This window comes from Burkholderia sp. 9775_39 (assembly GCF_015712225.1).
In the GTDB taxonomy this organism is placed as follows: Bacteria; Pseudomonadota; Gammaproteobacteria; order Burkholderiales; family Burkholderiaceae; genus Burkholderia; species Burkholderia cenocepacia.
Map to the genome: position 1 here is coordinate 60,142 of NZ_JACCQC010000014.1, position 23,163 is coordinate 83,304.

At 68.6% G+C, this 23,163-nt stretch carries 23 protein-coding genes; 13 read left to right on the plus strand and 10 right to left on the minus strand.

All coding sequences use genetic code 11. The annotated features are described in order from the left end of the window. Positions 1–18: 18 nt before the first annotated feature. Entirely contained in the window at positions 19–969 is a 951-nt protein-coding gene (gene secF, locus H0X90_RS19745) for a protein translocase subunit SecF (protein ID WP_006482457.1), read from the plus strand. A 355-nt stretch (positions 970–1,324) separates the two neighbouring features. Beyond that, positions 1,325–2,734, plus strand: coding sequence for a S41 family peptidase (locus tag H0X90_RS19750; RefSeq protein ID WP_012492949.1), 1,410 nt, complete (start codon positions 1,325–1,327; stop codon positions 2,732–2,734). A gap of 18 nt (positions 2,735–2,752) precedes the next feature. On the opposite strand, the gene H0X90_RS19755 is transcribed toward H0X90_RS19750, so the two are convergent. The 4 genes from H0X90_RS19755 to H0X90_RS19770 all read right to left on the minus strand — a co-directional run bounded on the left by H0X90_RS19755 (position 2,753) and on the right by H0X90_RS19770 (position 5,999). Further along, positions 2,753–4,030: an MFS transporter gene (locus H0X90_RS19755; RefSeq protein WP_006482466.1), complete on the minus strand. Its 1,278-nt coding sequence runs from the start codon at positions 4,028–4,030 to the stop codon at positions 2,753–2,755. A gap of 192 nt (positions 4,031–4,222) precedes the next feature. After that, positions 4,223–4,804 (minus strand): YceI family protein, encoded by a 582-nt coding sequence (locus tag H0X90_RS19760; RefSeq protein ID WP_006476873.1) that lies wholly within the window; start codon positions 4,802–4,804, stop codon positions 4,223–4,225. 65 nt (positions 4,805–4,869) lie between these two features. Continuing rightward, on the minus strand, positions 4,870–5,430 hold the full coding sequence (locus tag H0X90_RS19765; RefSeq protein WP_006482463.1) for a YceI family protein: 561 nt from the start codon (positions 5,428–5,430) through the stop codon (positions 4,870–4,872). 8 nt (positions 5,431–5,438) lie between these two features. Continuing rightward, positions 5,439–5,999 (minus strand): cytochrome b, encoded by a 561-nt coding sequence (locus H0X90_RS19770; RefSeq protein WP_006482464.1) that lies wholly within the window; start codon positions 5,997–5,999, stop codon positions 5,439–5,441. 259 nt (positions 6,000–6,258) lie between these two features. Between H0X90_RS19770 and H0X90_RS19775 the strand changes: the two genes are divergently transcribed. The 6 genes from H0X90_RS19775 (at position 6,259) to H0X90_RS19800 (ending at position 13,938) form a co-directional block, all read left to right on the plus strand. Further along, entirely contained in the window at positions 6,259–6,924 is a 666-nt protein-coding gene (locus H0X90_RS19775) for a paraquat-inducible protein A (RefSeq protein ID WP_012492950.1), read from the plus strand. Beyond that, positions 6,921–7,556 (plus strand): paraquat-inducible protein A, encoded by a 636-nt coding sequence (locus H0X90_RS19780; RefSeq protein ID WP_043205735.1) that lies wholly within the window; start codon positions 6,921–6,923, stop codon positions 7,554–7,556. The genes H0X90_RS19775 and H0X90_RS19780 overlap by 4 nt, the downstream gene beginning before the upstream one ends. Beyond that, a complete protein-coding gene (locus H0X90_RS19785) occupies positions 7,549–9,168 on the plus strand; it encodes an intermembrane transport protein PqiB (RefSeq protein WP_006482664.1) in 1,620 nt (539 codons plus the stop codon). Before H0X90_RS19780 ends, H0X90_RS19785 begins: the two co-directional genes overlap by 8 nt. Continuing rightward, on the plus strand, positions 9,165–9,890 hold the full coding sequence (locus H0X90_RS19790; protein ID WP_077055954.1) for a membrane integrity-associated transporter subunit PqiC: 726 nt from the start codon (positions 9,165–9,167) through the stop codon (positions 9,888–9,890). Before H0X90_RS19785 ends, H0X90_RS19790 begins: the two co-directional genes overlap by 4 nt. A 479-nt stretch (positions 9,891–10,369) precedes the next feature. Further along, positions 10,370–12,484 (plus strand): site-specific recombinase, encoded by a 2,115-nt coding sequence (locus H0X90_RS19795; RefSeq protein WP_034201014.1) that lies wholly within the window; start codon positions 10,370–10,372, stop codon positions 12,482–12,484. Between the two features lie 152 nt (positions 12,485–12,636). Then, positions 12,637–13,938 carry a class I SAM-dependent RNA methyltransferase gene (locus H0X90_RS19800; RefSeq protein ID WP_059721653.1) on the plus strand — a complete coding sequence of 434 codons (1,302 nt, stop codon included), beginning with the start codon at positions 12,637–12,639 and terminating at the stop codon, positions 13,936–13,938. A 73-nt stretch (positions 13,939–14,011) separates the two neighbouring features. On the opposite strand, the gene H0X90_RS19805 is transcribed toward H0X90_RS19800, so the two are convergent. Together H0X90_RS19805 and H0X90_RS19810 are read right to left on the minus strand one after the other, a co-directional pair. After that, a complete protein-coding gene (locus H0X90_RS19805) occupies positions 14,012–14,476 on the minus strand; it encodes an SRPBCC family protein (protein ID WP_006493327.1) in 465 nt (154 codons plus the stop codon). Continuing rightward, on the minus strand, positions 14,469–14,801 hold the full coding sequence (locus tag H0X90_RS19810) for a helix-turn-helix transcriptional regulator (RefSeq protein WP_006483451.1): 333 nt from the start codon (positions 14,799–14,801) through the stop codon (positions 14,469–14,471). Before H0X90_RS19810 ends, H0X90_RS19805 begins: the two co-directional genes overlap by 8 nt. A 177-nt stretch (positions 14,802–14,978) precedes the next feature. On the opposite strand from H0X90_RS19810, the gene H0X90_RS19815 reads away from it, so the two are divergent. Both H0X90_RS19815 and H0X90_RS19820 read left to right on the plus strand, forming a co-directional pair. Beyond that, positions 14,979–15,383 (plus strand): VOC family protein, encoded by a 405-nt coding sequence (locus tag H0X90_RS19815; protein ID WP_006483432.1) that lies wholly within the window; start codon positions 14,979–14,981, stop codon positions 15,381–15,383. Between the two features lie 73 nt (positions 15,384–15,456). Next, positions 15,457–16,143, plus strand: a complete 687-nt coding sequence (locus H0X90_RS19820; RefSeq protein ID WP_006497518.1) for a YafY family protein — start codon at positions 15,457–15,459, stop codon at positions 16,141–16,143. A 73-nt stretch (positions 16,144–16,216) separates the two neighbouring features. On the opposite strand, the gene H0X90_RS19825 is transcribed toward H0X90_RS19820, so the two are convergent. Continuing rightward, the gene (locus H0X90_RS19825; protein ID WP_059721654.1) at positions 16,217–17,140 is read right to left on the minus strand and encodes a carbon-nitrogen hydrolase family protein; all 924 of its coding nucleotides are present in this window, start codon (positions 17,138–17,140) and stop codon (positions 16,217–16,219) included. 107 nt (positions 17,141–17,247) lie between these two features. Between H0X90_RS19825 and H0X90_RS19830 the strand changes: the two genes are divergently transcribed. Next, positions 17,248–18,168, plus strand: a complete 921-nt coding sequence (locus H0X90_RS19830; RefSeq protein WP_077189449.1) for a LysR family transcriptional regulator — start codon at positions 17,248–17,250, stop codon at positions 18,166–18,168. Between the two features lie 89 nt (positions 18,169–18,257). On the opposite strand, the gene H0X90_RS19835 is transcribed toward H0X90_RS19830, so the two are convergent. From H0X90_RS19835 to H0X90_RS19845, 3 genes are read right to left on the minus strand one after another with little or no spacing between them, the layout of a single operon-like run. Continuing rightward, positions 18,258–19,712: an NAD(P)(+) transhydrogenase (Re/Si-specific) subunit beta gene (locus H0X90_RS19835; protein ID WP_006483443.1), complete on the minus strand. Its 1,455-nt coding sequence runs from the start codon at positions 19,710–19,712 to the stop codon at positions 18,258–18,260. Beyond that, on the minus strand, positions 19,709–20,035 hold the full coding sequence (locus H0X90_RS19840) for an NAD(P) transhydrogenase subunit alpha (protein WP_006476884.1): 327 nt from the start codon (positions 20,033–20,035) through the stop codon (positions 19,709–19,711). Before H0X90_RS19840 ends, H0X90_RS19835 begins: the two co-directional genes overlap by 4 nt. An 11-nt stretch (positions 20,036–20,046) precedes the next feature. Next, entirely contained in the window at positions 20,047–21,186 is a 1,140-nt protein-coding gene (locus tag H0X90_RS19845) for a Re/Si-specific NAD(P)(+) transhydrogenase subunit alpha (protein WP_012492952.1), read from the minus strand. A gap of 279 nt (positions 21,187–21,465) precedes the next feature. On the opposite strand from H0X90_RS19845, the gene H0X90_RS19850 reads away from it, so the two are divergent. Next, entirely contained in the window at positions 21,466–21,975 is a 510-nt protein-coding gene (locus H0X90_RS19850) for an NUDIX hydrolase (RefSeq protein WP_006493325.1), read from the plus strand. After that, on the plus strand, positions 21,972–23,147 hold the full coding sequence (mnmA, locus tag H0X90_RS19855; RefSeq protein ID WP_006497521.1) for a tRNA 2-thiouridine(34) synthase MnmA: 1,176 nt from the start codon (positions 21,972–21,974) through the stop codon (positions 23,145–23,147). The genes H0X90_RS19850 and mnmA overlap by 4 nt, the downstream gene beginning before the upstream one ends. The last annotated feature ends 16 nt before the right edge of the window (positions 23,148–23,163 follow it).

The following is a 23,163-nucleotide window of genomic DNA, read 5'->3' on the forward strand; positions in this document are numbered from 1 at the left end:
GGCCCCGGAGACGAAGCCATGGAATTTTTCCGCATCCGTAAAGACATTCCGTTCATGCGGCACGCGCTGGTGTTCAACGTGATCTCGCTGGTCACGTTCCTCGCCGCCGTGTTCTTCCTGTTCCACCGCGGGCTGCACCTGTCCGTCGAATTCACCGGCGGCACGGTGATCGAGGTGCAGTACCAGCAGGCCGCGGAGCTCGAACCCGTGCGCGCGACGCTCGGCAAGCTCGGCTATGCCGACGCGCAGGTGCAGAACTTCGGCACGTCGCGCAACGTGCTGATCCGCCTGCAGCTGAAGGAAGGCCTCACGTCCGCGCAGCAGAGCGACCAGGTGATGGGCGCGCTGAAGGCGCAGAGCCCGGACGTCACGCTGCAGCGCGTCGAGTTCGTCGGCCCGCAGGTCGGCCGCGAGCTCGCGACCGACGGTCTGCTCGCGCTCGCGTGCGTCGTGATCGGCATCGTGATCTACCTGTCGTTCCGCTTCGAATGGAAGTACGCGGTGGCGGGCATCATCGCCAACCTGCACGACGTCGTGATCATTCTCGGCTTCTTCGCGTTCTTCCAGTGGGAGTTCTCGCTGGCGGTGCTCGCGGCGATCCTCGCGGTGCTCGGCTACTCGGTCAACGAGTCGGTCGTCATCTTCGACCGGATCCGCGAAACGTTCCGCCGCGAACGCAAGATGAGCGTGCAGGAAGTGATCAACCACGCGATCACGACCACGATGTCGCGCACGATCATCACGCACACGTCGACGGAAATGATGGTGCTGTCGATGTTCTTCTTCGGCGGCCCGACGCTGCACTACTTCGCGCTCGCGCTGACGGTCGGCATCATGTTCGGCATCTACTCGTCGGTGTTCGTCGCGGGCTCGCTCGCGATGTGGCTCGGCATCAAGCGCGAAGACCTGATCAAGGAAAAGAAGACCGCGCACGATCCGGACGATCCGAACGCCGGCGCGCAGGTTTGAGCGCCCCGCCGTTTCGGCATCGAAGCAAAGCCGGCCCTCTGGGCCGGCTTTTTTTATGCGCGGGCCGCCACGATGCGGCATGCCAACGGCCCGGCCTGCATCGTCGCGGGTGTCGGCTACAATCGTCACCGCCCTGCCCCGCCGCCTGCCGGCCGCGCGCGTGGACCGGGCAAGCCCCCCTCTTCACCCGTCCGAACGTGCGGTCCCGATGATGCCTCCCATGCGTGTCGTTCGTCGCCTCGCCGTCTGCGCAGCCGTCGCGGCCGCGTTCCCGTATGCGCCGCTCGTCGGTGCGCAACCGGCATCCGTGCCGGCCGCCGCTGCGCTGCCAGCCGTGTCACCCGCCGCCGCTTCGGTGCCCGCCGCCCCACCGCCATCGCCCTGCCCGCCCGACTGGGAGCCGCAGATCTGCGAACTGAAGGCGGCCGTCGACGTGCTGAAGCAACAGCACCTGACCGACGTCGACATCGGCGCGCTGCTCGACGCCGCGACCCACGACGGGATCAAGACACTGCCGTACGCGCGCTTCTTCAACGCGAAGGAAGAGCAGGAACGGCGCGACGACGAGCGGCGCGCCCGCGACGGCACGCCGGGCATCGGGATCGTGTTCGAAACGCGGCCCGACGGGCTGCACATCATCGACGTGGTTCCCGATGCGCCGGCGGAAAAGGCCGGCGTGCGGCCCGACGATCTCGTCGTCGCGATGAACGACCGGAGCGTCGTCGGCATCGACGGCGGCGAACTGATGAAACTCGCGAAGGGCGACGCGGGCGTGCCGCTGAAGCTCACGGTGCAGCGCGGCCCGAAGCATGCGGTGCTGACCTTCGCGCCGGTGCGGGCGATCGTCAAACCGCGCCCGGCAACCGTGAAGCGGCTCGACGGCGACATCCTGTACACGCGGCTGTCGAGCTTTCCGGAGCCGGCGGTCGGCGACTATATCGATGCGGTGCAGGCCGCGCGTCGCGCGGGGCCGCCGGTCAAGCAGATGATCCTCGACCTGCGCATCAATGGCGGCGGCGCGCTCAATGCGGCGATCGGCATCACCGCGCTGTTCGCGGGACGCGACCGCACCGCGATGGTGACGGTCGAGCGCGGCGACACGCATCGCCGCCGATACACGACCAACTGGCCCGACTACGAACTGCCCGTCATGCACGGCCAGGATCCGCTCGCGCCGCTGCAGGCCGACGACTGGTGGCGCACCGTGCCGCTCGTCGTGCTCGTCGACGGGCAAAGCGCGTCGGCTGCAGAAGCGACCGCGGCGGCGCTGAAGGATCTCGGCCGCGCCAAATTGCTCGGCATGCCGACCTACGGGAAAGGGCTCGCGCAGACGGGCGTCGACCTGATCGACGGCACGCGCCTGAATTTCACGTTCGCGCGCAATCTGCGGCCGAACGGCTGCCCGATGGACGGCTACGGCGTCGTGCCGGACTGGCTCGTGCCGCCGCGCCGCGATGCGGACGTCGACGGCGTGCTGCTGTGGTACCGGGAAGTCGATCTCGCCCGCGCCCCGTATGCGGACCGGCAGGCGCCCGACCCGTTCGCGCAGGTGCGCAAGGCCCGCCAGAAGCTGCGCGACGAGCGCGTGCGCGCGAAGGTCGATACGGCGCGGAGCGCGGCGCTGCCGCAGCGCGCATTCGGCACGGCGGCCGACTGGCAGCTCCGGCAGGCGCTCGATGCCCTAGCCGGCCGCCCGGTGCAGACCATCGCCGCGCCCGCGCAACTGATGCCGGCGCAGCCGGTCTGCGAGCGCGGCGGCAACTGAGCCGCCGCCCGCCCCGTTTCAGCGGAATCCGAACCGCCGCCGCAGCACGACCAGCGCCGCGAGGCTCAACACGGCCGCGAACATCAGGTAGAAGCTCGGCGCGGTCTTCATCCCGGTCTCGCGGATCAGCCACGCGATGATGAACGGCCCGAAGCCGCCGAAGATCGTCACCGCGACGTTGTACGCGAGCGACATCCCGGTCGTGCGCGTCTGCACCGGAAACACCTCGGACAACAGCCCCGGCAGCGCCGCGAAGTAGCCGGTCATCAGGAACGCGAGCAGCACCTGCAGCGCGATCAGCGTGCCGAAGCCCGGATGCGCGACGAGATACGCGAACGCCGGATAGATCAGCACGAGGATGCCGACGGCCGGCGCGATCATCACGCGCACGCGGCCGTAGCGATCCGACCAGTGGCCGACGAGCGGCGCGAACGCCATCTGGATCACGCCGACCACGAGGATCGCGGCGAATGCGGCGGACGGCGCGAGGCCGAGCTGCTTCACGCCGTAGGTCGGCATGAACAGCACGAGGTAGGTGGCGACGGTGCCGAGCACGACCACGCCCATGGCCGCGACGAGGCGCGCCTTGTGCGACGCGAACGTATCGCGCAGCGGGTTCGCGGTGCCTTCGGCCGCGAGGAATTCGGGCGTCTCGTCGACCTTGGTGCGGATGTAGTACGCGACCGGCCCGAGCAGCAGCCCGAAGAAGAACGGCACGCGCCAGCCCCACGACGCCATCTGCGCGGCCGACAGCTGCGCGTTCAACACGGTGCCGAAGCCCGCGGCGAGCAGCGTCGTGAGCCCCTGGCTCGCGACCTGCCAGCTCGCGAAGAAGCCGCGCCGGCCGGGCACGTGCTCGGCGAGGAACGCGGTCGCGCTGCCGAACTCGCCGCCGGCCGAGAAGCCCTGCATCAGCCGCGCGGCGACGAGGATCACCGGCGCGGCGACACCGATCGTCTCGTAGGTCGGCAGCACCGCGATGATCAGCGTGCCGGCCATCATCAGCAGGATCGACAGCGTCAGCGCGGCCTTGCGACCGGCGCGGTCCGCATACGCGCCAAGCACGATCGCGCCGAGCGGCCGCATGAAGAACGACACGCCGAACGTGCCGAGCGTGAGCAGCAGCGACACGGTGTCGTTGCCGGCCGGGAAGAACAGCTTCGAGATCGTCACCGCGAAAAAGCCGTAGACGACGAGATCGAACCACTCGAGCGCGTTGCCGATCGACGCGGCGACCACCGCGCGCCAGACGCGCGGCGACGAGGCAATGGAGCTGGACTGCGTGACGGCATGCATCGGCGATCTCCTTGTCGTTGTACGTTCTGTTCGAGGCGGCCGCCGTCGCGCCGTCGGCCTGCCCGGCGCCGCATGGCCACATGCGGCGCTCGGGCGATTATAGGCGCGCAAAAAAACCGCCGCGCCCCGGTAACGGGAACGCGGCGGTTGATCCGCGGCGGCCGGCACGATGGCTGGCCGTGCCGGGAAGCCTTACTGCTGCTTGACCGCTTCGGCCGTGATCAGCAGCTTCGTCTTCATCTTGAAGCCGTACTGCTTGCCGTAGTCGAGGCCGAAATCGTCGCGGCTGAATTCGCCGACCGCGTCGACGCCGCACACTTCACGCTTGAGCATCGGGTGCGGCATGCACTTGAACGAATCGATCTTCAGCGTGAGCGGCTTCGTGACGCCATGCAGCGTCAGGTTGCCGACCACCGACACCGGCTTGTCGCCGTCGAACTTGATCGTGCCCTTGTAGTTCGCCTGCGGGAACTTCGCCGCATCGAAGAACTCGGCCGTCTGCAGGTGCTCGTCGAGCTTCGCGCTGCCCGTGTGGATCGACGCGATGTCGGTCGTCACGTCGACCGTGCCGGTCTTCGCCGCACGGTCGAGCGTCACGGTGCCGCTCGACTTGTCGAACTTGCCGCGCCAGACCGACAGGCCGCCGAAGTGGTCGGCCTCGAAGCTCGGGTACGTGTGGCTCGGGTCGAACTGGTAGGTGGCGCTTTCGGCGAAGGCCGAGAACGACAGCGAAGCGGCCAGCGCGCCGGCGGCGATGATCAGATGCTTTTTCAAACCTTTTCTCCTGGAAACGGCGCCGCGCCCTCGCGCGGCATTCAGTTGAGGCAACAACCCGCCGCTTACTTCGTGGCGACGAGATGGAACTTGATCTGCACTTCGTCCGCGACGATCGACGTGTCCTTCCACTCGCCGGTGCCGACGTTGAAGGCCGAACGCTTGATCGGCAGCACGCCGTCGAACGTCTGCGTCGCGCCGTTTTGCGCGACCGTGACGGGCACCGTGACGGTCTCGGCCTTGCCCTTGATCGTCAGCTTGCCGGTCACGTTGTACTTGTTGCCGCCGGCCGGCGCGATCGCCGACGACACGAAGGTCGCCTGCGGATAGGTCTTCGCGTCGAACCAGTCCTTGCCGGCGACCTGGTCGTTGTACATCTTGTCGCCGAGGTCGAAGCTCGCGACGTCGATCGTCATTTGCGCGCTGCCCTGCGCGGCTTTCGCCGGGTCGAACTTCACCTGCGCGGAGAACTTCTTGAACGCGCCTTCGGTCGGCACGTTCATCTGCTTCGACACGGCGGACACCTTGCTCTTCGCGAGATCGACGTCGGCATGCGCCGCGCCCGACGCGACAAGCGCCGCCGCGGCGAACGCGGTCAGCATGGAGCGGGAGAAAGACACTTTCATGGGATCCTTCATTTGGCAAAGGGAAGCATGCGCGACAGCAGGCCGTCGCGGTCCAACAGCTGGTGCTTGAGCGCCGCGAGCACGTGCATCGCGACGAGCGCAAGCAGAATGTAATTCAAAGACACGTGCAGCGTCTTGAAGGTTTCCTTGAGCGCCGGATCGGGATCGATCAGGCGCGGCAGCGGCACGATGCCGAGATAGACGACCGGGATGTTCGACGCCGAGCTGTACAGGTAGCCCGTCACCGGGATCACGATCATCAGCACGTACAGCAGCATGTGCACGCCGTGCGATGCCGCGCGCTGCCACGCCGGCGTGTCGCCCGGCAGCGGCGGCGGCACGTGGGTCGCCCGCCACAGCACGCGCACGACGGCCAGCGCGAACACCGTCACGCCGATCCACTTGTGCCACGAGAAGTACTTCAGCTTGGTCGGCGTGAAGCCGGGGATGTCCGTCATCACCCAGCCGAGCGCGAAGCCGCAGACGATCAGCAGCGCGATCAGCCAGTGCAAGGCGATCGCGGTGTGTGCGTACCGTGCCGGCGCGGCCGGCGGCGATTTCGATGCCATCTTGGATTCCTCAGTTCAGCGAACGGCTGCGCCGGTAAATTCGTCCGACGCATGTCAAGGGCGCCATGCTACCGCAACCTTTTGACGTGCGCGGACTCCGAGAACAGGCGCGCCAGCCGGCTGACGGCTTCCCGCCATGTTACCGACCGGTCACGAAACTCACGATCCTTGACGCATCGAAAAAGCCCTTTTGGTAAGATTGGCGCGGGTTCCGGCCCCGTCGACGCGTTCCCCCAGCCGTCGCGACACCGCCTTTTCCATGCAACGATACGACCTGATTGCCTGCCACGAATGCGACGCACTGTTGCATAAACCGCGCCTGAGCGGCCGCGAGATCGCGCGCTGTCCGCGCTGCGACGCGCTGCTTTATCGCAACAGCACCACGCAGATCGAGCGCATCACCGCGCTCGCGGTCGCCGCGCTCGTCACGTTCATCATCGCGCAGACGTTCCCGATCCTGGAAATGGACCTGAACGGCACGCGCGTGCAGACGACGCTGATCGGCGCGATCGACGCGCTGTGGCGTCAGGACATGGCGATCGTCGGCGTGATGGTGTTCTGCTCGACCGTGCTGTTCCCGCTCGTCGAGATGGCCGCGCTGCTGTACGTGCTGCTGCCGATCCGGCGCGGCATCGTGCCGCCCGGCCTGAACCTCGTGCTGCGCACGATCCAGCTCGTGCGGCCGTGGGGGATGATCGAGGTGTTCATGCTCGGCATCCTGGTCACGATCGTGAAGATGGTGAGCCTCGCGCGCGTCGTGCCCGACGCGGCGCTGTTCGCGTTCGGCGCGCTCACGCTGATGACCGCCGTCGTGCTGATGTTCGACCCGCGCACGCTGTGGGACATCGCCGACGACCTGCGCGCCGGCCGCGCGCCGGAGCGGCCCGACGCCGCCGCGCCGCTGCCGGACGCACCCCGCCGATGACGAGGCCCATGCCGACCGCCGCCCGCGAGGGTTACGCCAGCTGCCACGCGTGCGGGCTCGTGCAGACGATCGACCGGCCGCACGCGCATTGCGCGCGCTGCGGCAGCGCGCTGCACGTGCGCACGCCGAACAGCATCATGCGCACGTGGGCGCTGCTGCTCGCGGCCGCGATCCTCTATATTCCGGCGAACCTGCTGCCGATCATGCGCACGTCGTCGATCGTCGGGTCGCAGCAGGACACGATCATGAGCGGCGTCATCTATTTCTGGACGTCCGGCGACTGGCCGCTCGCCGTGGTCGTGTTCGTCGCCAGCATTCTCGTGCCGATGCTCAAGCTCGGCGTGCTGACGATCCTCGTCACCAGCGCGCAGCGTCGCGCCGCGTGGCGGCCGCTGCAGCGCACGCGCCTCTACCGGATCGTCGAGCGCATCGGCCGCTGGTCGATGCTCGACATCTTCGTCGTGACGCTGACCGTCGCGCTCGTCCATTTCCGTTCGCTCGCCGTCATCACGGCCGGCCCCGGCGCGCTCGCGTTCGGCTCGGTCGTGATCCTGACGATGCTCGCGTCGATGCAGTTCGATCCCCGCCTGATCTGGGATCCAGTCGAAACCTCAGGGAATCACCATGAATAGTCCACAAGGCCCGCAGCACGACGCGCCCCGGCCGCCCGATCCGGCGATCTCGACGAAAAGCGGCTGGCTGCCGTCGCTCGTCTGGCTCGTGCCGCTGATCGCCGCGCTGATCGGCATCGGCCTCGTGATCAAGTCCGTGCGCGAGCGCGGCCCGGAAATCACGATCAGCTTCCACAGCGCCGAAGGGCTCGAGCCGGGCAAGACCCAGGTCAAGTACAAGGACGTCGAGATCGGCATGGTCAAGACGATCAAGCTGTCGAAGGACCTGTCGCGCGTGCTGGTCCAGGTGCAGCTCAAGAAGGAAGCCGAGGACTTCGCGGTCCAGGGTTCGCGCTTCTGGATCGTGCGGCCGCGCGTCGGCGCGACCGGCGTGTCGGGGCTCGGCACGCTGCTGTCCGGCGCGTACATCGGCGTCGACGCCGGTCACGGCCAGGACACGCTGACCGACTTCACCGGCCTGGAGACGCCACCCGCCGTCACCGGCGACCAGAAAGGCACGCAATACGTGCTGCGCGGCGATTCGCTCGGCTCGGTCGACATCGGCTCGCCGGTCTACTACCGCCGCGTCCAGGTCGGCCAGGTGGTCGGCTTCTCGCTCGACAAGGACGGCACGGGCGTCACGTTCAACGTGTTCGTGAATGCGCCGTACGACCAGTACGTCGGCCTGAACTCGCGCTGGTGGCAGGCGAGCGGCGTCGACCTGCGGCTCGATTCGAGCGGCCTGAAGCTGAACACGCAGTCGCTCGCGACGGTGATCCTCGGCGGCATCGCGTTCCAGACGCCGCCGAACCAGGGCAGCGGCGCGACCGCACCGAACAACACGACGTTCCGCCTCGGCTCCGACGAGGGCGACGCGATGCGCGACCCGGACGGCCAGCCGCTGCAGGTCGTGATGAACTTCAGCCAGTCGCTGCGCGGGCTCGCCGTCGGCGCGCCGGTCGACTTCCGCGGCATCGTGCTCGGCGAAGTGACGAACATCGGCATCGATTTCGATCCGAAGACGAAGAACTTCCTGATGCCGGTGACGATCAACGTGTATCCGGAACGCCTCGGCCGCCGCTTCCGCGAGACGATCGAGAGCAAGGGCGAACCGGCGCGCCGCGAGATCGTCGAGCGGCTCGTCCAGCACGGGCTGCGCGGCCAGTTGCGCACCGGCAACCTGCTGACGAGCCAGCTGTACGTCGCGCTCGACTTCTTCCCGAAGGCGCCGGCCGTGAAGATCGACACGAGCCGCCTGCCGCTCGAGCTGCCGACCGTGCCGAATACGCTCGACGAGTTGCAGCTGCAGGTCGCCGACATCGCGAAGAAGCTCGACAAGGTGCCGTTCGACCAGATCGGCGCGAACCTGAACAGCGCGCTCGCGAACGCCGACAAGCTGTTCAAGCAGCTCGACACGCAGGTCGCGCCGGAAGCGCGCGACACGCTGTCGGCCGCGAAGCAGACCTTCTCGACCGCCGAGGCGACGCTGCAGCAGGATTCGCCGCTGCAGTCCGACGTGCGCGGCGCGCTGAAGGAACTCACGCGCACGCTGCAATCGCTGAACGCGCTCGCCGACTATCTGGAGCGCCACCCCGAATCGCTGCTCAAGGGCAAGCCAGGAGATAAACAATGACGACACGCGTGAACGGTTTCGCGAGCGGCGCGGCGACGGCGCTCGCCGTACTCGCGCTCGCCGCGTGCAGCTCGCCGCCCGCACGGTTCTACACGCTCAGCCCGGCCGACGCCGCGGCGCCGCTGCGCACCGCGCCGGCCAATCCGGCGTTCCTGATCGAGGTGCCGTCGGTCGGCGTGCCCGAGCAGGTCGCGAAGAGCCAGCTGGTCGTGCAGAAGAACGCCGCGCAGGTCGACGTGCTCGAGCAGGAACGCTGGGCGTCGCCGCCCGCCGACGAGATCCGCCGCGCGCTGTCGGACGATCTCGCCGCGCAGCTCGGCACGATCGACGTCGCGAATTCCGCTTACCCGCCCGGCGTGCCCGTGTACCGCATCAGCGTGAACGTGCAGCGCTTCGAGTCGTGGCCGGGCAAGCGCGCCGCGGTCGACGCCGTGTGGAGCGTGCGCTCGCTCGCCACTCAGGCCGTGATGACCTGCCGCACGAGCGTCGCGGAACCGGTCGCCGACGGCTACGACGCGCTCGTCGCCGGCCATCGGCGCGCGCTCGACGTGATCGCCTCGCAGGCCGCGGCCGGCGTGCGCGCGATGGCCGCACGCCGCGGCACGACGGCGACGGCCACGCCCACGGCCGGCGGCAAGACGGCCGCCGCGCCGGTCGTGCCGTGCCCGGCCAGCCCGACGTCCGGCGGCGATGCCGGCGCGACGGGCAAGTCCGGCGCATAAGCGGACGCGGACGGCGCGCGGGCGAACGTTCGACACGACGTGCAACTGCGCGGTGTCGAATGGCGCCGCCCGCTCGGCCGTGCCCGCCGAGTATCGTCGGCCGCACGCCGCTGCAGCCGGCTTCGCCGATCGGCGTCATTGGCCAAGCGGTCGTTGACATTCTTTGTCAAAGCCGCCGGAACCCGCGCCATGCAACGCGGTCGGCTTGCGTTTTCCGGCCCGATTGACGATCCTACGCACTTTCAGGCTCGCGCCGTTCGCCGTGCGCACCAGCCAGCGGCGCCGGGCCGCGTTCGGCCCGACCGCCATGCCTGCCGGCGCCCGCACGCGAATCGCGTGCACCGCAGCGGGGCAGCCGCATCGCGGGTCGCCGCCCGTCGTCCGGCACCGGCCCCGTCTCACCCGTTCTCACCGGCGCCGCGCCGTTGCTCCGGCCGGCATCCCGAACCCGCCCGTCCCGGGCTTTCGCTATTCCGTTTATGTTTCGTTCCCTGACGACCCTGATCAAGAAGTGGCGCGCGTCGCGCAATGCCGGTCACCAGCTCGATGCGCTGCTCGCGCACGCCGATGCCGACGCGTCGTACGCCGAGCGCAGCGAATGGCTGATCGAGCTCGCGCACTGGCTGCGCCGCAACGGCACGGTGCAGGACGCGCAGGCCGAACGCGACGCCGACACGCGCGCGTATCCGGCCCATGCGCGGTTGCGCTACCTGTTCCACGTGCTCGACCGCAATCCCGCGTGGAAAGCGCACGCCGCACGCATCCTGCGCGGCATCCTGCGCGAGTGCGACGGCATCTCGCTGCTGTGCGATGCAGGCATGCCCGTGCATTCGGGCTTCTTCGGCGCGCTGTTCGAGCGGATCGACTCGTCGCTGATCCCGCCCGCGCCGAACCGCCGCGAGCTGTCGGCGTTGTTCACGCTGATGTTCCCGACGCCCGAGGACGCGAAATGGATCGACGCGCTGCCCGACGACCTGCTCGCACGCCTGGCCGAGCTGATCTCGTTCGACGTCACCGAAGAAGAGCGCCACGAGCCCGGCTCGTTCTCGCGCGACCTGCTGGCCGCGCTGCACAACCTGACCTGCCAGATCAGCTCGACGGGCCTGTCGCAGACGGTGCGCAGCCGGCTGTCCGACGACGATGCGCGCAAGCCGCTCGAATCGCAGCCGTTCTACCGCCTCACGCGCGCGATGCTCGCGGTCGAGACCGCGCATGCGGCCGTCGAGGACGGCGGCGACCCGAGCAAGCTGCTGCACGAGGTGAACTACCTGCGCGTGCTGCTCGACGAATGCCGGATCGCCGTCGACGACGTGTTCGCGCACCTGTACCGCAACGGCGTGTCGGTCGACATCGTGTTCCAGGTCGAGCGGATGCGCATGCGCATCCTGCGCGCCGAAACGCTGCTGAACGCATGGATGGCGCGCGACGACCTGCACGGGATGGCGCACCTGACCGCCGAGCTCGTCGACGCGAACCAGAACAGCCAGAGCGTCGCGCACCTCGTGCGCAGCAACTTCTCGCTGTTCGCGCGCAAGCTCGTCGAGACCAACGCGGACACCGGCGAGCACTACATCTCGCGCGGCCGCGCCGAGTACCTGAAGATGCTGCGGATGGCCGCGGGCGGCGGCCTCGTCACCGTCGCGACCGTGTGCGTGAAGTTCGCGATCACGGGCGCGCACCTGCAGTCGATGCTCGAAGGGCTGCTCGCGGGCATCAACTACGCGGCCAGCTTCATGCTGATGCACTTCCTGCACTTCACGCTCGCGACCAAGCAGCCCGCGATGACCGCGCCGACGCTCGCGCGCGAGCTCGACGACACCGGCCACGAGGAAGGCGTGAAGGCGTTCGTCGCGTCGGTGATCGCGCTGATCCGCACGCAGGCGGCCGCGATTTCCGGCAACGTGCTGGTCGTGCTGCCGGTGTGCCTGCTCGTGCAGCTGTTCGCGAGCAACGTGCTGCACGCGAACCTGATCTCGCCGGAGAAGGCGCACGCGACGCTGCATTCGTTCTCGCTGCTCGGCCCGACGCCGTTCTACGCCGCGCTCACCGGCGTGCTGCTGTGGGCGTCGAGCCTGCTCGCCGGCTGGGCCGACAACTGGTTCGTGCTGCACCGGGTCGGCGACGCGCTCGCGTACAACCGCCGGCTGCGCCTGACGCTCGGCGCGGCCGGCGCCGCGAAGCTCGCGCACTTCTGCCGGTCGAACGTCGCCGGCGTGGTCGCGAACGTCGGCCTCGGCCTGATGCTCGGCCTGATCCCGGCGATCGTCACCGTGTTCATGTTCCCGTTCGAGGTGCGGCACGTGACGCTGTCGGCCGGCTCGATCGGGATCGCGCTCGGCGTGCTGGGCAAGGGTGCGCTCAGTACGCCCGAACTGTGGTGGGCCGGCGCCGGCGTGCTGAGCATGGCGATCCTCAACGTGCTCGTGAGCTTCGCGCTCGCGTTCACGATGGCCGTGCGCTCGCGCAGCCTGCGCCCGACCAAGGTGCGCGCGCTCGTCGCGGCGATCGTCCGCACGGTGCTGTCGAATCCGCTCGCGCTGTTCTGGCCGGCGGGCAACCCCGCCGCGCGCGCCGGCCAGCCGGGCGCGCACTGACCTGCGGCGGGGTGCGAGGCGGCCGGGCGCCGCCGCGCCGCCCTTCCGGCGCGCACCTATGACCGTCGCGCCGGCGCCACCGCGCCGAAACGCCGGCCCCGGTCGTCCGCGCCGCGTACAATAGTGGACTTTTGCACGTCCTCACCCGCCTTATGTCCTCGCCCACCCTGTTCGAATTCTTCGCCCCCTGCCCGCGCGGCCTCGAAGCGGCGCTTGCCGCCGAGCTGGCCGAAATCGCCGGCCGCCACCTGAACGGCGCGCCGTTCACCGCGGGCGCGCAGGTGCCGGGCGGCGTCCATTTCAGCGGCGGCTGGGCCGCCGGCATGGCCGCGAACCTCCATTCGCGGATCGCGAGCCGCATTCTGCTGAAGATCGCGCACGGCCCGTACCGCAACGAGCAGGACGTCTACGCGCTCACGCTCGAGCAGCCGTGGGAGCGCTGGTTCGCGTCGACGCAGACGCTGCGCATCGACATCACCGCGATCAAGTCGCCGCTGAAGAGCCTCGAATTCACGACGCTGCGCGTGAAGGATGCGATCTGCGACCGGATGCGCGAGAAAACCGGCGCGCGCCCGAGCATCGACACCGGTGCGCCGGACGTGCGCGTGTTCGCGTTCCTGACGGCCAACGAATGCACGCTGTACCTCGACACATCGGGCGAGCCGCTGTTCAAGCGCGGCTGGCGTCTCGACAAGGGGGCGGCGCCGCTGCGCGAGAACCTCGCGGCCGGCATCCTGCGCCTGACGGGCTGGACGCCCGGCACCGCGCTGTACGACCCGATGTGTGGCAGCGGCACGTTCCTCGCGGAAGCCGCGCAGATCGCGCTCGGCGTGGCGCCCGGCGTCGAGCGCCGGTTCGGCTTCGAAAAGCTCAAGCAGTACGACATCACCGCGTGGCAGGGGCTGAAGGTCCCGGCGCTCGACGCGAAGCGCGCGGCGCGCGCCAGGCGCGGCGAAGCGCTCGGCGTCTACGGCAGCGACATTTCCGGCGACATGCTCGAGAAGGCGCGCGCGAACCTCGAACGCGCGGGCGTGCCGTCGGTGTGGCTCAAGCAGGTCGACGCGCGCGGGATGACGCCGCCGTCCGACGGGCCGGGCATCCTCCTCGCGAACCCGCCGTACGGCGAGCGGATCGAAGTGCGCGGCCGCAGCGCCCGCGGCGAGGTGCGCGAAACCGGCCGCAACCGCGGCAACGACGACGCATTCCGCCGCACGCACACCGACGCGCCGGACAGCGAGTTCTTCAACGCGCTTGGCGATGCGCTGAAGCAGCGCTTCACGGGCTGGCAGGCGTTCCTGCTGACGTCCGACCGTTCGCTGCCGGGCCAGTTGCGCCTGCGCGAATCGGCCAAGACGCCGTTGTTCAACGGCGCGCTCGAATGCCGGTTGTTCCGCTTCGACCTGATCGCCGGCAGCGTGAAGGCGCGCCCGGCGGCCGCGGAAGGCGACGCGTAAGCCAGCCGTCCGCTGTCACGAGTAACGACGTCCGGGGGCCGCCATCGCGGCCCCTGTGCTTTTGCGCGACCGGTCAGTGCTTCGACTTCGACCAGCGCGCCATCGTGAACGGCAGCGCCTGCCCGGTCTCGAGCAGCGTCTTCAGGCTCGACAGCACGACCGGCCAGCCGCCGCGAATCCCGCGATCCATCTCCGAACCGGGCACCAGCCCGTCGTGCGTGACGGTCAGTTTCACGACGCCCTCGTACGGCTCGACCAGATAGGTCACGCGCGATTCCTCGCCCTCTCCCGACGGCGTGCGCCACGTGACGACCAGCCGGCGCGGCGGATCGTTCTCGACCACTTCGCCGACGATGTCGACCCGCGACGGATCGTCGTAGTCCTGATGTTCCCAGCGCGACCCCGGCCGCCAGTCGGGCGACGCGTTGCGATGCCGCACCCAGTAGTCCTTCGTCAGCTCGGCGTTGGTCAGCGCATCGAACACGCGCTCGGGCGTGGCCGCGATGAAGGTCACGTACACAAAGGCGGGATTACCCATCGTCATCTCCTGTGTCGCGGGGCGCTTCCAGCCCGCGCTTGAGATCCGCCAGCGCCTGCAGGCGCTGACGCTCGAACTTGCCGATCCAGCGTTCCGCGATGTCATGGATCGGCACCGGATTCAGGTAGTGCAGCTTCTCCCGGCCGCGCCACGTCGTCGCGACCAGATTCGCGGCCTCGAGCAGCGCAAGGTGCTTGCTGACGGCCTGCCGGCTCATCGCGAGCCCGTCGCACAGCTCGGACAGCGTCTGGCCGTTTTTCGCATGCAGCAGGTCGAGCAACTGACGGCGCGTGGCGTCGGCCAGCGCCTTGAAAACGAGGTCCATGCCGCTCCCGGGTCGATGACCTCATTATGCAACCAAATGGTTGCATGTCAAGGGTGACAACTCTACTGACAATACGGTGTCAGCAGCCCGCGATCACACTGCAATCCCGGCGCAATGCAGGCTGGTTTCCACACCGAATCCGCATAACAACGCAAACAACGCAACAAGGAGCTCGTCATGACGTCAGCAACCGCTACTGCCACCCTGGAACGCGCGATCGCCTGGTTCGACATTCCGTCCCTCGATTTCGACCGCGCGATCCGCTTTTACGAAACCGTGCTGCAAACCACGTTGCAGCGCGAAATCATCGGCGGCGTGCCGATGGCGACCTTCGATCGCGACGCGTCGAGCACAGGCGGCAGCATCGTGTTCGATCCGCAGCAGATGAAGCCGAGCGCGAACGGCGTGCTCGTCTACCTGAACGCCGGCGAATCGGTCGTCGCGGCACTCGAACGCGCGAAGCGCGCGGGCGGCGTCGTGCAGGGCTCGGTCGTCGAGCTGCCGAACAACTACGGCTACGTCGGCTACCTGATCGACACGGAAGGCAACCGCGTCGGCCTGCACGCGCCGAAATGCCACTGAGCGCGGCGCTCAGCGGGCCGGCGCGGCGCTATCATCGCGAAGTCCCCGTAGCCAGAGGAATCGAGGTGCTGTCATGACCCGCCGTGCCGACCGCCTGTTCCAGATCGCCGAGCTGTTGCGCGGGCGTCGCCTCACGACCGCGCAGCAACTGGCCGACTGGCTGTCGGTGTCGCCGCGCACGGTCTATCGCGACGTGCGCGACCTGCAACTGTCAGGGGTCCCGATCGAAGGCGAGGCCGGCATCGGCTACCGGCTGAACCGCAACGCGAGCCTGCCGCCGCTCACGTTCACGGCCGAGGAGCTGGCGGCGCTCGCCACCGGCGCGCGCATGCTCGAGACCTGGGGCGGGGCGCGTTTCGCGAGCGGCGCACGCTCGGCGCTCGCGAAGATCGCGTCGGCGATGCCGGCCGACAAGCGCACGGCGCTCGACCGCCTGCCCGTGTTCGCGCCGTCGTTCCACATCGACGAGACGTTTTGCGCGAAGGTCGACGCGATCCACCAGGCGATCGACACGCGCCACATCGTCAGCTTCGACTATCGCGACCGGCTCGGCGCGCATTCGCAGCGCCGCGTATGGCCGCTCGGGCTCGTCTACTGGGGCGGGCGCTGGACGATCGGCGCGTGGTGCGAGCTGCGCGACGATTTCCGCACCTTCGACATCGCGCGGATGGGCGACATCACCGTGCACGAGCAGTTTCCGGACATGGAAGGCCGGCGGATCGCCGACTACATGCGGATCGCGGAAGCGCCGATGCGCTGACGCGACGCGGCGGCGCGCACCCGCCGCCGCCCTTCGTTTTCCGCGCGCCGTGTGGCGCCCACCTCCGCTTTCGCTACCCGCCGAATACCACGGGCCGCTTCGGCCGCTCGTCGACGTGCAGCGAAAACACGTCCGCACGCGCATAGTGGCCGGCGACGTCGAAGTCGTAGCGCGCCTTCACGAGCTCGTCGGTGTCGATACGGGCGGTGACGAGCCCGGCCTCGCCGATCAGCGGCTCCGTCAACGGGTCGCCGAGCGGCCCGACGATCACGCTGCCGCCGCGGATCAGCGGCCGCTCGGGGTCCCAGCCCGGCACGTCGATGCCGAGCGCGCGCGGCGACGGCTGCACCTGGCACGCGCTCACGACGAAGCAACGCCCTTCGTGCGCGATGTGCCGCATCGAGCTTTGCCACACGTCGCGCTCGTCGACGGTCGGCGCGCACCAGATCTGCACGCCTTTCGCGTACATCGCGCAGCGCAGCAGCGGCATGTGGTTCTCCCAGCAGATCGCGGCGCCCGCGCGGCCCGCGGCCGTCTCGACGACGGGCAGCGTCGAGCCGTCGCCCTGCCCCCAGATCAGCCGCTCGGTGCCGGTCGGCATCAGCTTGCGGTGCTTCGCGACGAGCCCGTCGCGCGGATCGAAGAACAGCGCCGTGCAGTACAGCGTGCTGCCGCCGCGCTCGATCACGCCGACCACGAGGCTCGCGCCGGTGCGCTGCGACAGCGCGGCCAGCTCGTCGGTTTCGGGCCCCGGTACGTCGATCGCCTGCGCGGCGTAGCGCGCATACGCATCGCGCCCTTCGGGCAGCCGGTAGCCGAGCCGCGTGCCGAAGATTTCGCCTTTCGGATAGCCGCCGAGCACGGCCTCGGGCAGCACGACCAGCGACGCGCCGCTGTCGCGGATCGCGGTTTCGTAGCCGAGGATCGTGTCGAGCGTGGCGCGCGTGCCGGCGGGCGATGCGCCGATCTGCAGCGCGGCGATGACTGACGTGGACATGAAGGCGTCTCCGGTGAATGCGGTGAATGCGGTGAATGCGGTGAATGGGATGACGCCATCTTTGTCGATATCATTTCATCGATCAAATCGATACAACGATAACTGACATGAATACAGATGATATCGCCAGCCTGGACCTGAACCTGCTGAAGGTGTTCGAGGCGCTGTACGAGGAAGGCGGCGCGAGCCGCGCGGCGCTGCGGCTCGATCTCACGCAGTCGGCGGTCAGCGCGGCACTCGGGCGGCTGCGCGTGATCTACGCCGATCCGCTGTTCGTGCGCACCGGCCGCGGGCTCGCGCCGACGCCGCGCGCGGACGAACTGAAGCCGATCCTGTCCGACGCGCTCGACCGCTGCCGCGAAAGCCTCGCGATCGCGGCCGACGGCGGCGAGCGCGTTGGCCGCACGATCTCGATCGGGCTGTCCGACGATTTCGAGATCGCGCTCGGCCGCGCGCTGATCGATGCGGTCACGCACGAAGCCGCCGGCATCCGGTTGATCTTCCGGCAGACCCACAGCGGCATCGCCGGCGACGCGCTGCTGCGGCACGGCGTCGATCTCGCGATCGCGTCGGGGGGATTCTCGGCGAACGGCCTCAGCAGGCACGCGGTCGCCACCGGCGGCTATGCGTGCCTGATCGATCCGGCCGGCCGCGCACGGACACCGCGCACGCTGACGCTCGCCGAGTTCCTGCGGCGCGACCACCTGCTCGTGTCGTCGGGCGGCGTGATTGGCATCGTCGACGAGGCGCTGGCCGCGCTCGGCCACAAGCGGCGCGTCGCGGCGTCGACCACGCATTTCGCCGCGCTGCCGTACCTGCTCGCCGGCTCCGACGCGGTCGCGACGATTCCCGCGCATGCGGCGCGTGCGATCGCGCAGGCGACTTCGCTGCGCGCGCTCGCGTGCCCGGTCGACCTGCCGCGCTATCCGGTCGAAATCGGCTGGCGCACGAGCACGCAGCGCGACCCGGCGATCGTGCGCGTACGCGACGCGATCGCCGCCTGCGTCGCACGCCTCGTCACACCATGAAAAAGACCCGGCCGGCTTGCACCGGTCGGGCCTGTCCGGAGGCGCGACGTCCGCGCATCGAAGCGGGCGCCGCGTAGCCGGGGCGGGCGTTACTCGACGGCCTTCACCATGTCCTCGATGACCTTCTTCGCATCGCCGAACACCATCATCGTCTTGTCCATGTAGAACAGGTCGTTGTCGAGGCCCGCGTAGCCGGCCGCCATCGAGCGCTTGTTGACGATCACCGTGCGCGCCTTGTACGCCTCGATGATCGGCATCCCCGCGATCGGCGATTTCGGATCGTTCTTCGCGGCCGGGTTCACGACGTCGTTCGCGCCGAGCACGAGCACCACGTCCACCTGGCCGAATTCGCCGTTGATGTCCTCCATCTCGTGCACGATCTCGTACGGCACTTCCGCTTCCGCGAGCAGCACGTTCATGTGCCCCGGCATCCGCCCGGCAACCGGGTGAATCGCGTACTTCACGTCGATGCCCTTCTCGACCAGCTTGTCGGTCAGCTCCTTCAGCGCGTGCTGCGCGCGGGCGACGGCGAGCCCGTAACCCGGCACGATCACGACCGATTCCGCGTTGCCGAGCATGAACGCCGCGTCGTCGGCCGAACCCGACTTCACCGGCCGCTGCTCCTGCGCGCCCGCCGCGCCACCGGCCGCCGCTTCGCCGCCGAACCCGCCGAGGATCACGTTGAAGAACGAGCGGTTCATCGCGTGGCACATGATGTACGACAGGATCGCGCCCGACGAGCCGACCAGCGAACCGGCGATGATCAGCATCGCGTTGTTCAGCGAGAAGCCGATGCCGGCCGCCGCCCAGCCCGAGTACGAGTTCAGCATCGACACGACCACCGGCATGTCCGCGCCGCCGATCGGGATGATGATCAGCACGCCGAGCACGAACGCGATCGCCGTCATGATGATGAACGGCAGCCACGCCTGCGTGATGAAGAACAGGATGCCGAAGCCGAGCATCGCGATCGCGAGCATCAGGTTGATCAGGTGCTGGCCGGCATACACGACCGGCGCGCCCTGGAACAGCCGGAACTTGTACTTGCCCGACAGCTTGCCGAACGCGATCACCGAACCGGAGAACGTGATCGCGCCGACGAACGTGCCGATGAACAGCTCGACGCGGTTGCCGTACGGGATGAAACTCGACGACACCGCGTCCTGCGGCACGAGCCCGAACGCTTCCGGCTCCGACACCACCGCGTACGCGATGCACACGGCCGCGAGACCGATCAGCGAGTGCATCGCCGCGACGAGTTCCGGCATCTTGGTCATCTCGACGCGCGCGGCGACAAATGCGCCGACGCCCCCGCCGACGATCAGCGCGCCGAGCACGAGCGCGAGGCCGAGCGGCAGGTTCGCGCCGAGCCACGCGGCCTGCTTGACGATCAGCGCGATCGTCGTGAGGATCGCGATGGCCATCCCGACCATCCCGAACAGGTTGCCGCGCCGCGCGCTCTTCGGGTTCGACAGGCCCTTCAGCGCCTGGATGAAGCACACCGACGCGACGAGGTACAGCAGCGTAACGACGTTCATGCTCATCGCGCGCCCTCCTTGCCGCCCTCGACACGCTTGGGCTCCTTCTTGCGGAACATCTCGAGCATGCGCCTCGTCACGAGAAAGCCGCCGAACACGTTGACGGCCGCGAGCGCGACCGCGAGCGTGCCGAAGAACTTGCCGGTCGCGCCGACGGTGAGCGCGGCCGCGAGCATCGCGCCGACGATCACGATCGCCGAGATCGCGTTGGTCACGGCCATCAGCGGCGTATGCAGCGCCGGCGTGACGTTCCAGACGACGTGGTAGCCGACGTACACCGCCAGCACGAAGATGATCACGTTGATCACCGTGTGATTGATGACTTCCATGGTCTCCTCCGTTATTTGCGCGCGAGCTCGCCGTCGCGGCACAGCAGCGTCGCGGCGACGATGTCGTCGGTCAGGTCGATGTTCAGCGTGCCTTCCTTCGTGACGATCAGCTTCATGAAGTCCAGCAGGTTGCGCGCGTACAGCGCCGACGCGTCCGACGCGACCATCGATGCGAGGTTCGTGTAGCCGGCGATCGTCACGCCGTGGTGCACGATCACCTGGTCGGCGACGGTCAGCGGGCAGTTGCCGCCCTTGCGGCCGTCGATTTCCGGGCCGCGGCCGGCCGCGAGATCGACGAGCACCGAGCCGGGCTTCATCGACTGCGCGGTGTCGACCGAGATCAGCGTCGGCGCCGGACGCCCGGGAATCAATGCGGTGGTGATCACGATGTCGGCCTGCTTCGCGCGCTCGTGCACGAGCGCGGCCTGGCGGCCGAGCCATGACGGCGGCATCGGGCGCGCATAGCCGCCGACGCCCTGCGCGGCTTCGCGCTCTTCGTCGGTTTCGAACGGGACGTCGAGGAATTTCGCGCCGAGCGACTCGATCTGCTCCTTCACGGCCGGCCGCACGTCGGACGCCTCGATCACCGCGCCCAGCCGCTTCGCGGTCGCGATCGCCTGCAGGCCCGCGACGCCCGCGCCGAGAATCAGCACGCGCGCCGCCTTCACGGTGCCCGCGGCCGTCATCAGCATCGGCATGAAGCGCGGATACAGCGATGCGGCCACCAGCACGGCCTTGTAGCCGGCGATGTTCGCCTGCGACGACAGCACGTCGAGACTCTGCGCACGCGTGGTGCGCGGCGCAGCCTCGAGCGCGAAACCGGTCACGCCGGCCGCGGCGAGTTTCGCCGCCTGCTCGCCGTTGAACGGCTCGAGCATGCCGACCAGCACGGCGCCGCGCTTGAGCAACGGCAGTTCGGCGTCGGTGGGCGCCTGGACCTTCAGCACGAGGTCGGCGGCAAAAGCGGCCGACTGGTCGGTCAATTCGGCACCGGCGGCCACATAGGCTTCATCGGGATAGCTGGCTGCGCTGCCGGCCCCTTTCGCGATACTGACGCGATGGCCGGCCGCCGCGTATTTCTTCACGGTTTCCGGCGTCGCAGCCACACGCGCCTCGTTGGCCCGCGTTTCAGCAGGCACTCCAATATGCATCGTCAGTTCCTCCAGTCATTGTCAGTATTTCTTTTCTTGCGATTTTTACTGCGCAACGAGCCGGACAGGCTGACTTACCGGCTCACGAGCAACGGCTTTCACGCTGCACTTTAACCGAAAGCGATGGCCCCGCCAGCACTTTCCGCACGACCGTGCTCGAATGCGACATGCGCTTGCCCCGTGCCGTCACGCATCCCCGGCACGGACGATCTGCCGGGGTCGGATTCGTCTAACCAGACGGCCGGCAGCGTTCGGGCGCAACCGGTAAAATGCCGAACCATGAAACCCGAACTCTGGACCCCGCATGTGACGGTCGCCGCGCTCGTCGAGCGCGCCGGCCGCTTTCTCGTGATCGAGGAAGAAACCTCGACGGGCCTGCGCATCAACCAGCCGGCCGGTCATCTTGAAGCCGGCGAAACGCTGGCCGACGCCGTGATCCGCGAAACGCTCGAGGAAACCGCGCACCCGTTCACGCCCGACGCGCTCGTCGGCGTCTATCTCGCGCACTACGAGCGCCCCGGCAGCGCCGGCGCGACCTACCTGCGCTTCACGTTCTGCGGCACGGCCGGCGAGCCGATCGCGGGCCATGTGCTCGACGACGGCATCGTGCGCACGCTGTGGATGACGGCCGACGAGCTGCGCGCGTGCAGCGAGCGCCATCGTTCGCCCGCGGTGATGCGCTGCGTCGACGACTATCTCGCCGGGCGGCGCATCCCGCTCGATTTCGTGCACACGCATTCGGTCGCCCCGCGCCCCGAGGCATTCGAACGTCAGGCGGTCAGCAAATGAGCAAGCGCCGTGTAGTGGTGGGCATGTCGGGCGGCGTCGATTCGTCGGTGACCGCGTGGCTGCTGAAGGAACAGGGCTACGACGTGGTCGGCCTGTTCATGAAGAACTGGGAAGACGACGACGACGGCGAGTACTGCTCGACGCGCCAGGACTGGATCGACGTCGTGTCGGTGGCCGACCTGATCGGCATCGACGTGGAAGCCGTCAACTTCGCCGCGGAATACAAGGACCGCGTATTCGCCGAGTTCCTGCGCGAATACTCGGCCGGCCGCACGCCGAACCCCGACGTGCTGTGCAATGCCGAGATCAAGTTCAAGGCATTCCTCGACCACGCGATGTCGCTCGACGCGGAAATGATCGCTACCGGTCACTACGCACGCGTGCGCGAACGCGACGGGCGTTTCGAACTGCTGAAGGCTTTCGATCATACGAAAGACCAGTCGTACTTCCTGCACCGGCTGAACCAGGCGCAACTGTCGAAGACGATGTTCCCGCTCGGCGAGATCCCGAAGACGAAGGTGCGCGAGATCGCCGCGCAGATCGGGCTGCCGAATGCGAAGAAGAAGGATTCGACCGGCATCTGCTTCATCGGCGAACGGCCGTTCCGCGATTTCCTGAATCGCTACCTGCCGACCAAGCCGGGCCCGATGAAGACGCCCGACGGCAAGGTGGTCGGCGAGCACATCGGCCTCGCGTTCTATACGTTCGGCCAGCGCAAGGGCATCGGCCTCGGCGGCAGCAAGAGCGGCAGCGGCGAGCCGTGGTTCGTCGCCGCGAAGGACATCGCGTCGAACACGCTGTACGTCGTGCAGGGCCACGATCATCCGTGGCTGCTGTCGCGCGAGCTCGTCGCCGGCAACGTGAGCTGGGTCGCCGGCGAGCCGCCGGCCGACGGCTTCGCGTGCGGCGCGAAGACGCGCTACCGGCAGGCCGACGCGGCGTGCGTATTCGGGCGGGCCGCGACAGGCGCCGAGGCCGCCGGCCCGGCAGGCGAAGCGCGCTTCTCGCTCGCGTTCGACGACGCGCAGTGGGCCGTCACGCCCGGCCAGTCGGCCGTGCTGTACGACGGCGAGATCTGCCTCGGCGGCGGCATCATCGAATCCGCGGCCACCGGCCAGCCCGGTCAGGCCACGTCGGCGGGCCACGCGCCGGCACTCGCCGAAGCACGCTGACATCCATTCGGTTTAG

Excerpts from the sequence above, each read along its gene's own strand:
- H0X90_RS19835 (WP_006483443.1), bottom strand. The coding sequence starts at position 19,712 with ATGAGCATGAACGTCGTTACGCTGCTGTACCTCGTCGCGTCGGTGTGC.
- H0X90_RS19795 (WP_034201014.1), top strand. The coding sequence starts at position 10,370 with ATGTTTCGTTCCCTGACGACCCTGATCAAGAAGTGGCGCGCGTCGCGC.
- H0X90_RS19820 (WP_006497518.1), top strand. The coding sequence starts at position 15,457 with ATGACCCGCCGTGCCGACCGCCTGTTCCAGATCGCCGAGCTGTTGCGC.
- H0X90_RS19775 (WP_012492950.1), top strand. The coding sequence starts at position 6,259 with ATGCAACGATACGACCTGATTGCCTGCCACGAATGCGACGCACTGTTG.
- H0X90_RS19815 (WP_006483432.1), top strand. The coding sequence starts at position 14,979 with ATGACGTCAGCAACCGCTACTGCCACCCTGGAACGCGCGATCGCCTGG.
- H0X90_RS19785 (WP_006482664.1), top strand. The coding sequence starts at position 7,549 with ATGAATAGTCCACAAGGCCCGCAGCACGACGCGCCCCGGCCGCCCGAT.
- H0X90_RS19770 (WP_006482464.1), bottom strand. The coding sequence starts at position 5,999 with ATGGCATCGAAATCGCCGCCGGCCGCGCCGGCACGGTACGCACACACC.
- mnmA (WP_006497521.1), top strand. The coding sequence starts at position 21,972 with ATGAGCAAGCGCCGTGTAGTGGTGGGCATGTCGGGCGGCGTCGATTCG.
- H0X90_RS19805 (WP_006493327.1), bottom strand. The coding sequence starts at position 14,476 with ATGGGTAATCCCGCCTTTGTGTACGTGACCTTCATCGCGGCCACGCCC.
- H0X90_RS19830 (WP_077189449.1), top strand. The coding sequence starts at position 17,248 with ATGAATACAGATGATATCGCCAGCCTGGACCTGAACCTGCTGAAGGTG.
- H0X90_RS19850 (WP_006493325.1), top strand. The coding sequence starts at position 21,466 with ATGAAACCCGAACTCTGGACCCCGCATGTGACGGTCGCCGCGCTCGTC.
- H0X90_RS19800 (WP_059721653.1), top strand. The coding sequence starts at position 12,637 with ATGTCCTCGCCCACCCTGTTCGAATTCTTCGCCCCCTGCCCGCGCGGC.
- secF (WP_006482457.1), top strand. The coding sequence starts at position 19 with ATGGAATTTTTCCGCATCCGTAAAGACATTCCGTTCATGCGGCACGCG.
- H0X90_RS19845 (WP_012492952.1), bottom strand. The coding sequence starts at position 21,186 with ATGCATATTGGAGTGCCTGCTGAAACGCGGGCCAACGAGGCGCGTGTG.
- H0X90_RS19780 (WP_043205735.1), top strand. The coding sequence starts at position 6,921 with ATGACGAGGCCCATGCCGACCGCCGCCCGCGAGGGTTACGCCAGCTGC.
- H0X90_RS19765 (WP_006482463.1), bottom strand. The coding sequence starts at position 5,430 with ATGAAAGTGTCTTTCTCCCGCTCCATGCTGACCGCGTTCGCCGCGGCG.
- H0X90_RS19790 (WP_077055954.1), top strand. The coding sequence starts at position 9,165 with ATGACGACACGCGTGAACGGTTTCGCGAGCGGCGCGGCGACGGCGCTC.
- H0X90_RS19755 (WP_006482466.1), bottom strand. The coding sequence starts at position 4,030 with ATGCATGCCGTCACGCAGTCCAGCTCCATTGCCTCGTCGCCGCGCGTC.
- H0X90_RS19810 (WP_006483451.1), bottom strand. The coding sequence starts at position 14,801 with ATGGACCTCGTTTTCAAGGCGCTGGCCGACGCCACGCGCCGTCAGTTG.
- H0X90_RS19825 (WP_059721654.1), bottom strand. The coding sequence starts at position 17,140 with ATGTCCACGTCAGTCATCGCCGCGCTGCAGATCGGCGCATCGCCCGCC.
- H0X90_RS19840 (WP_006476884.1), bottom strand. The coding sequence starts at position 20,035 with ATGGAAGTCATCAATCACACGGTGATCAACGTGATCATCTTCGTGCTG.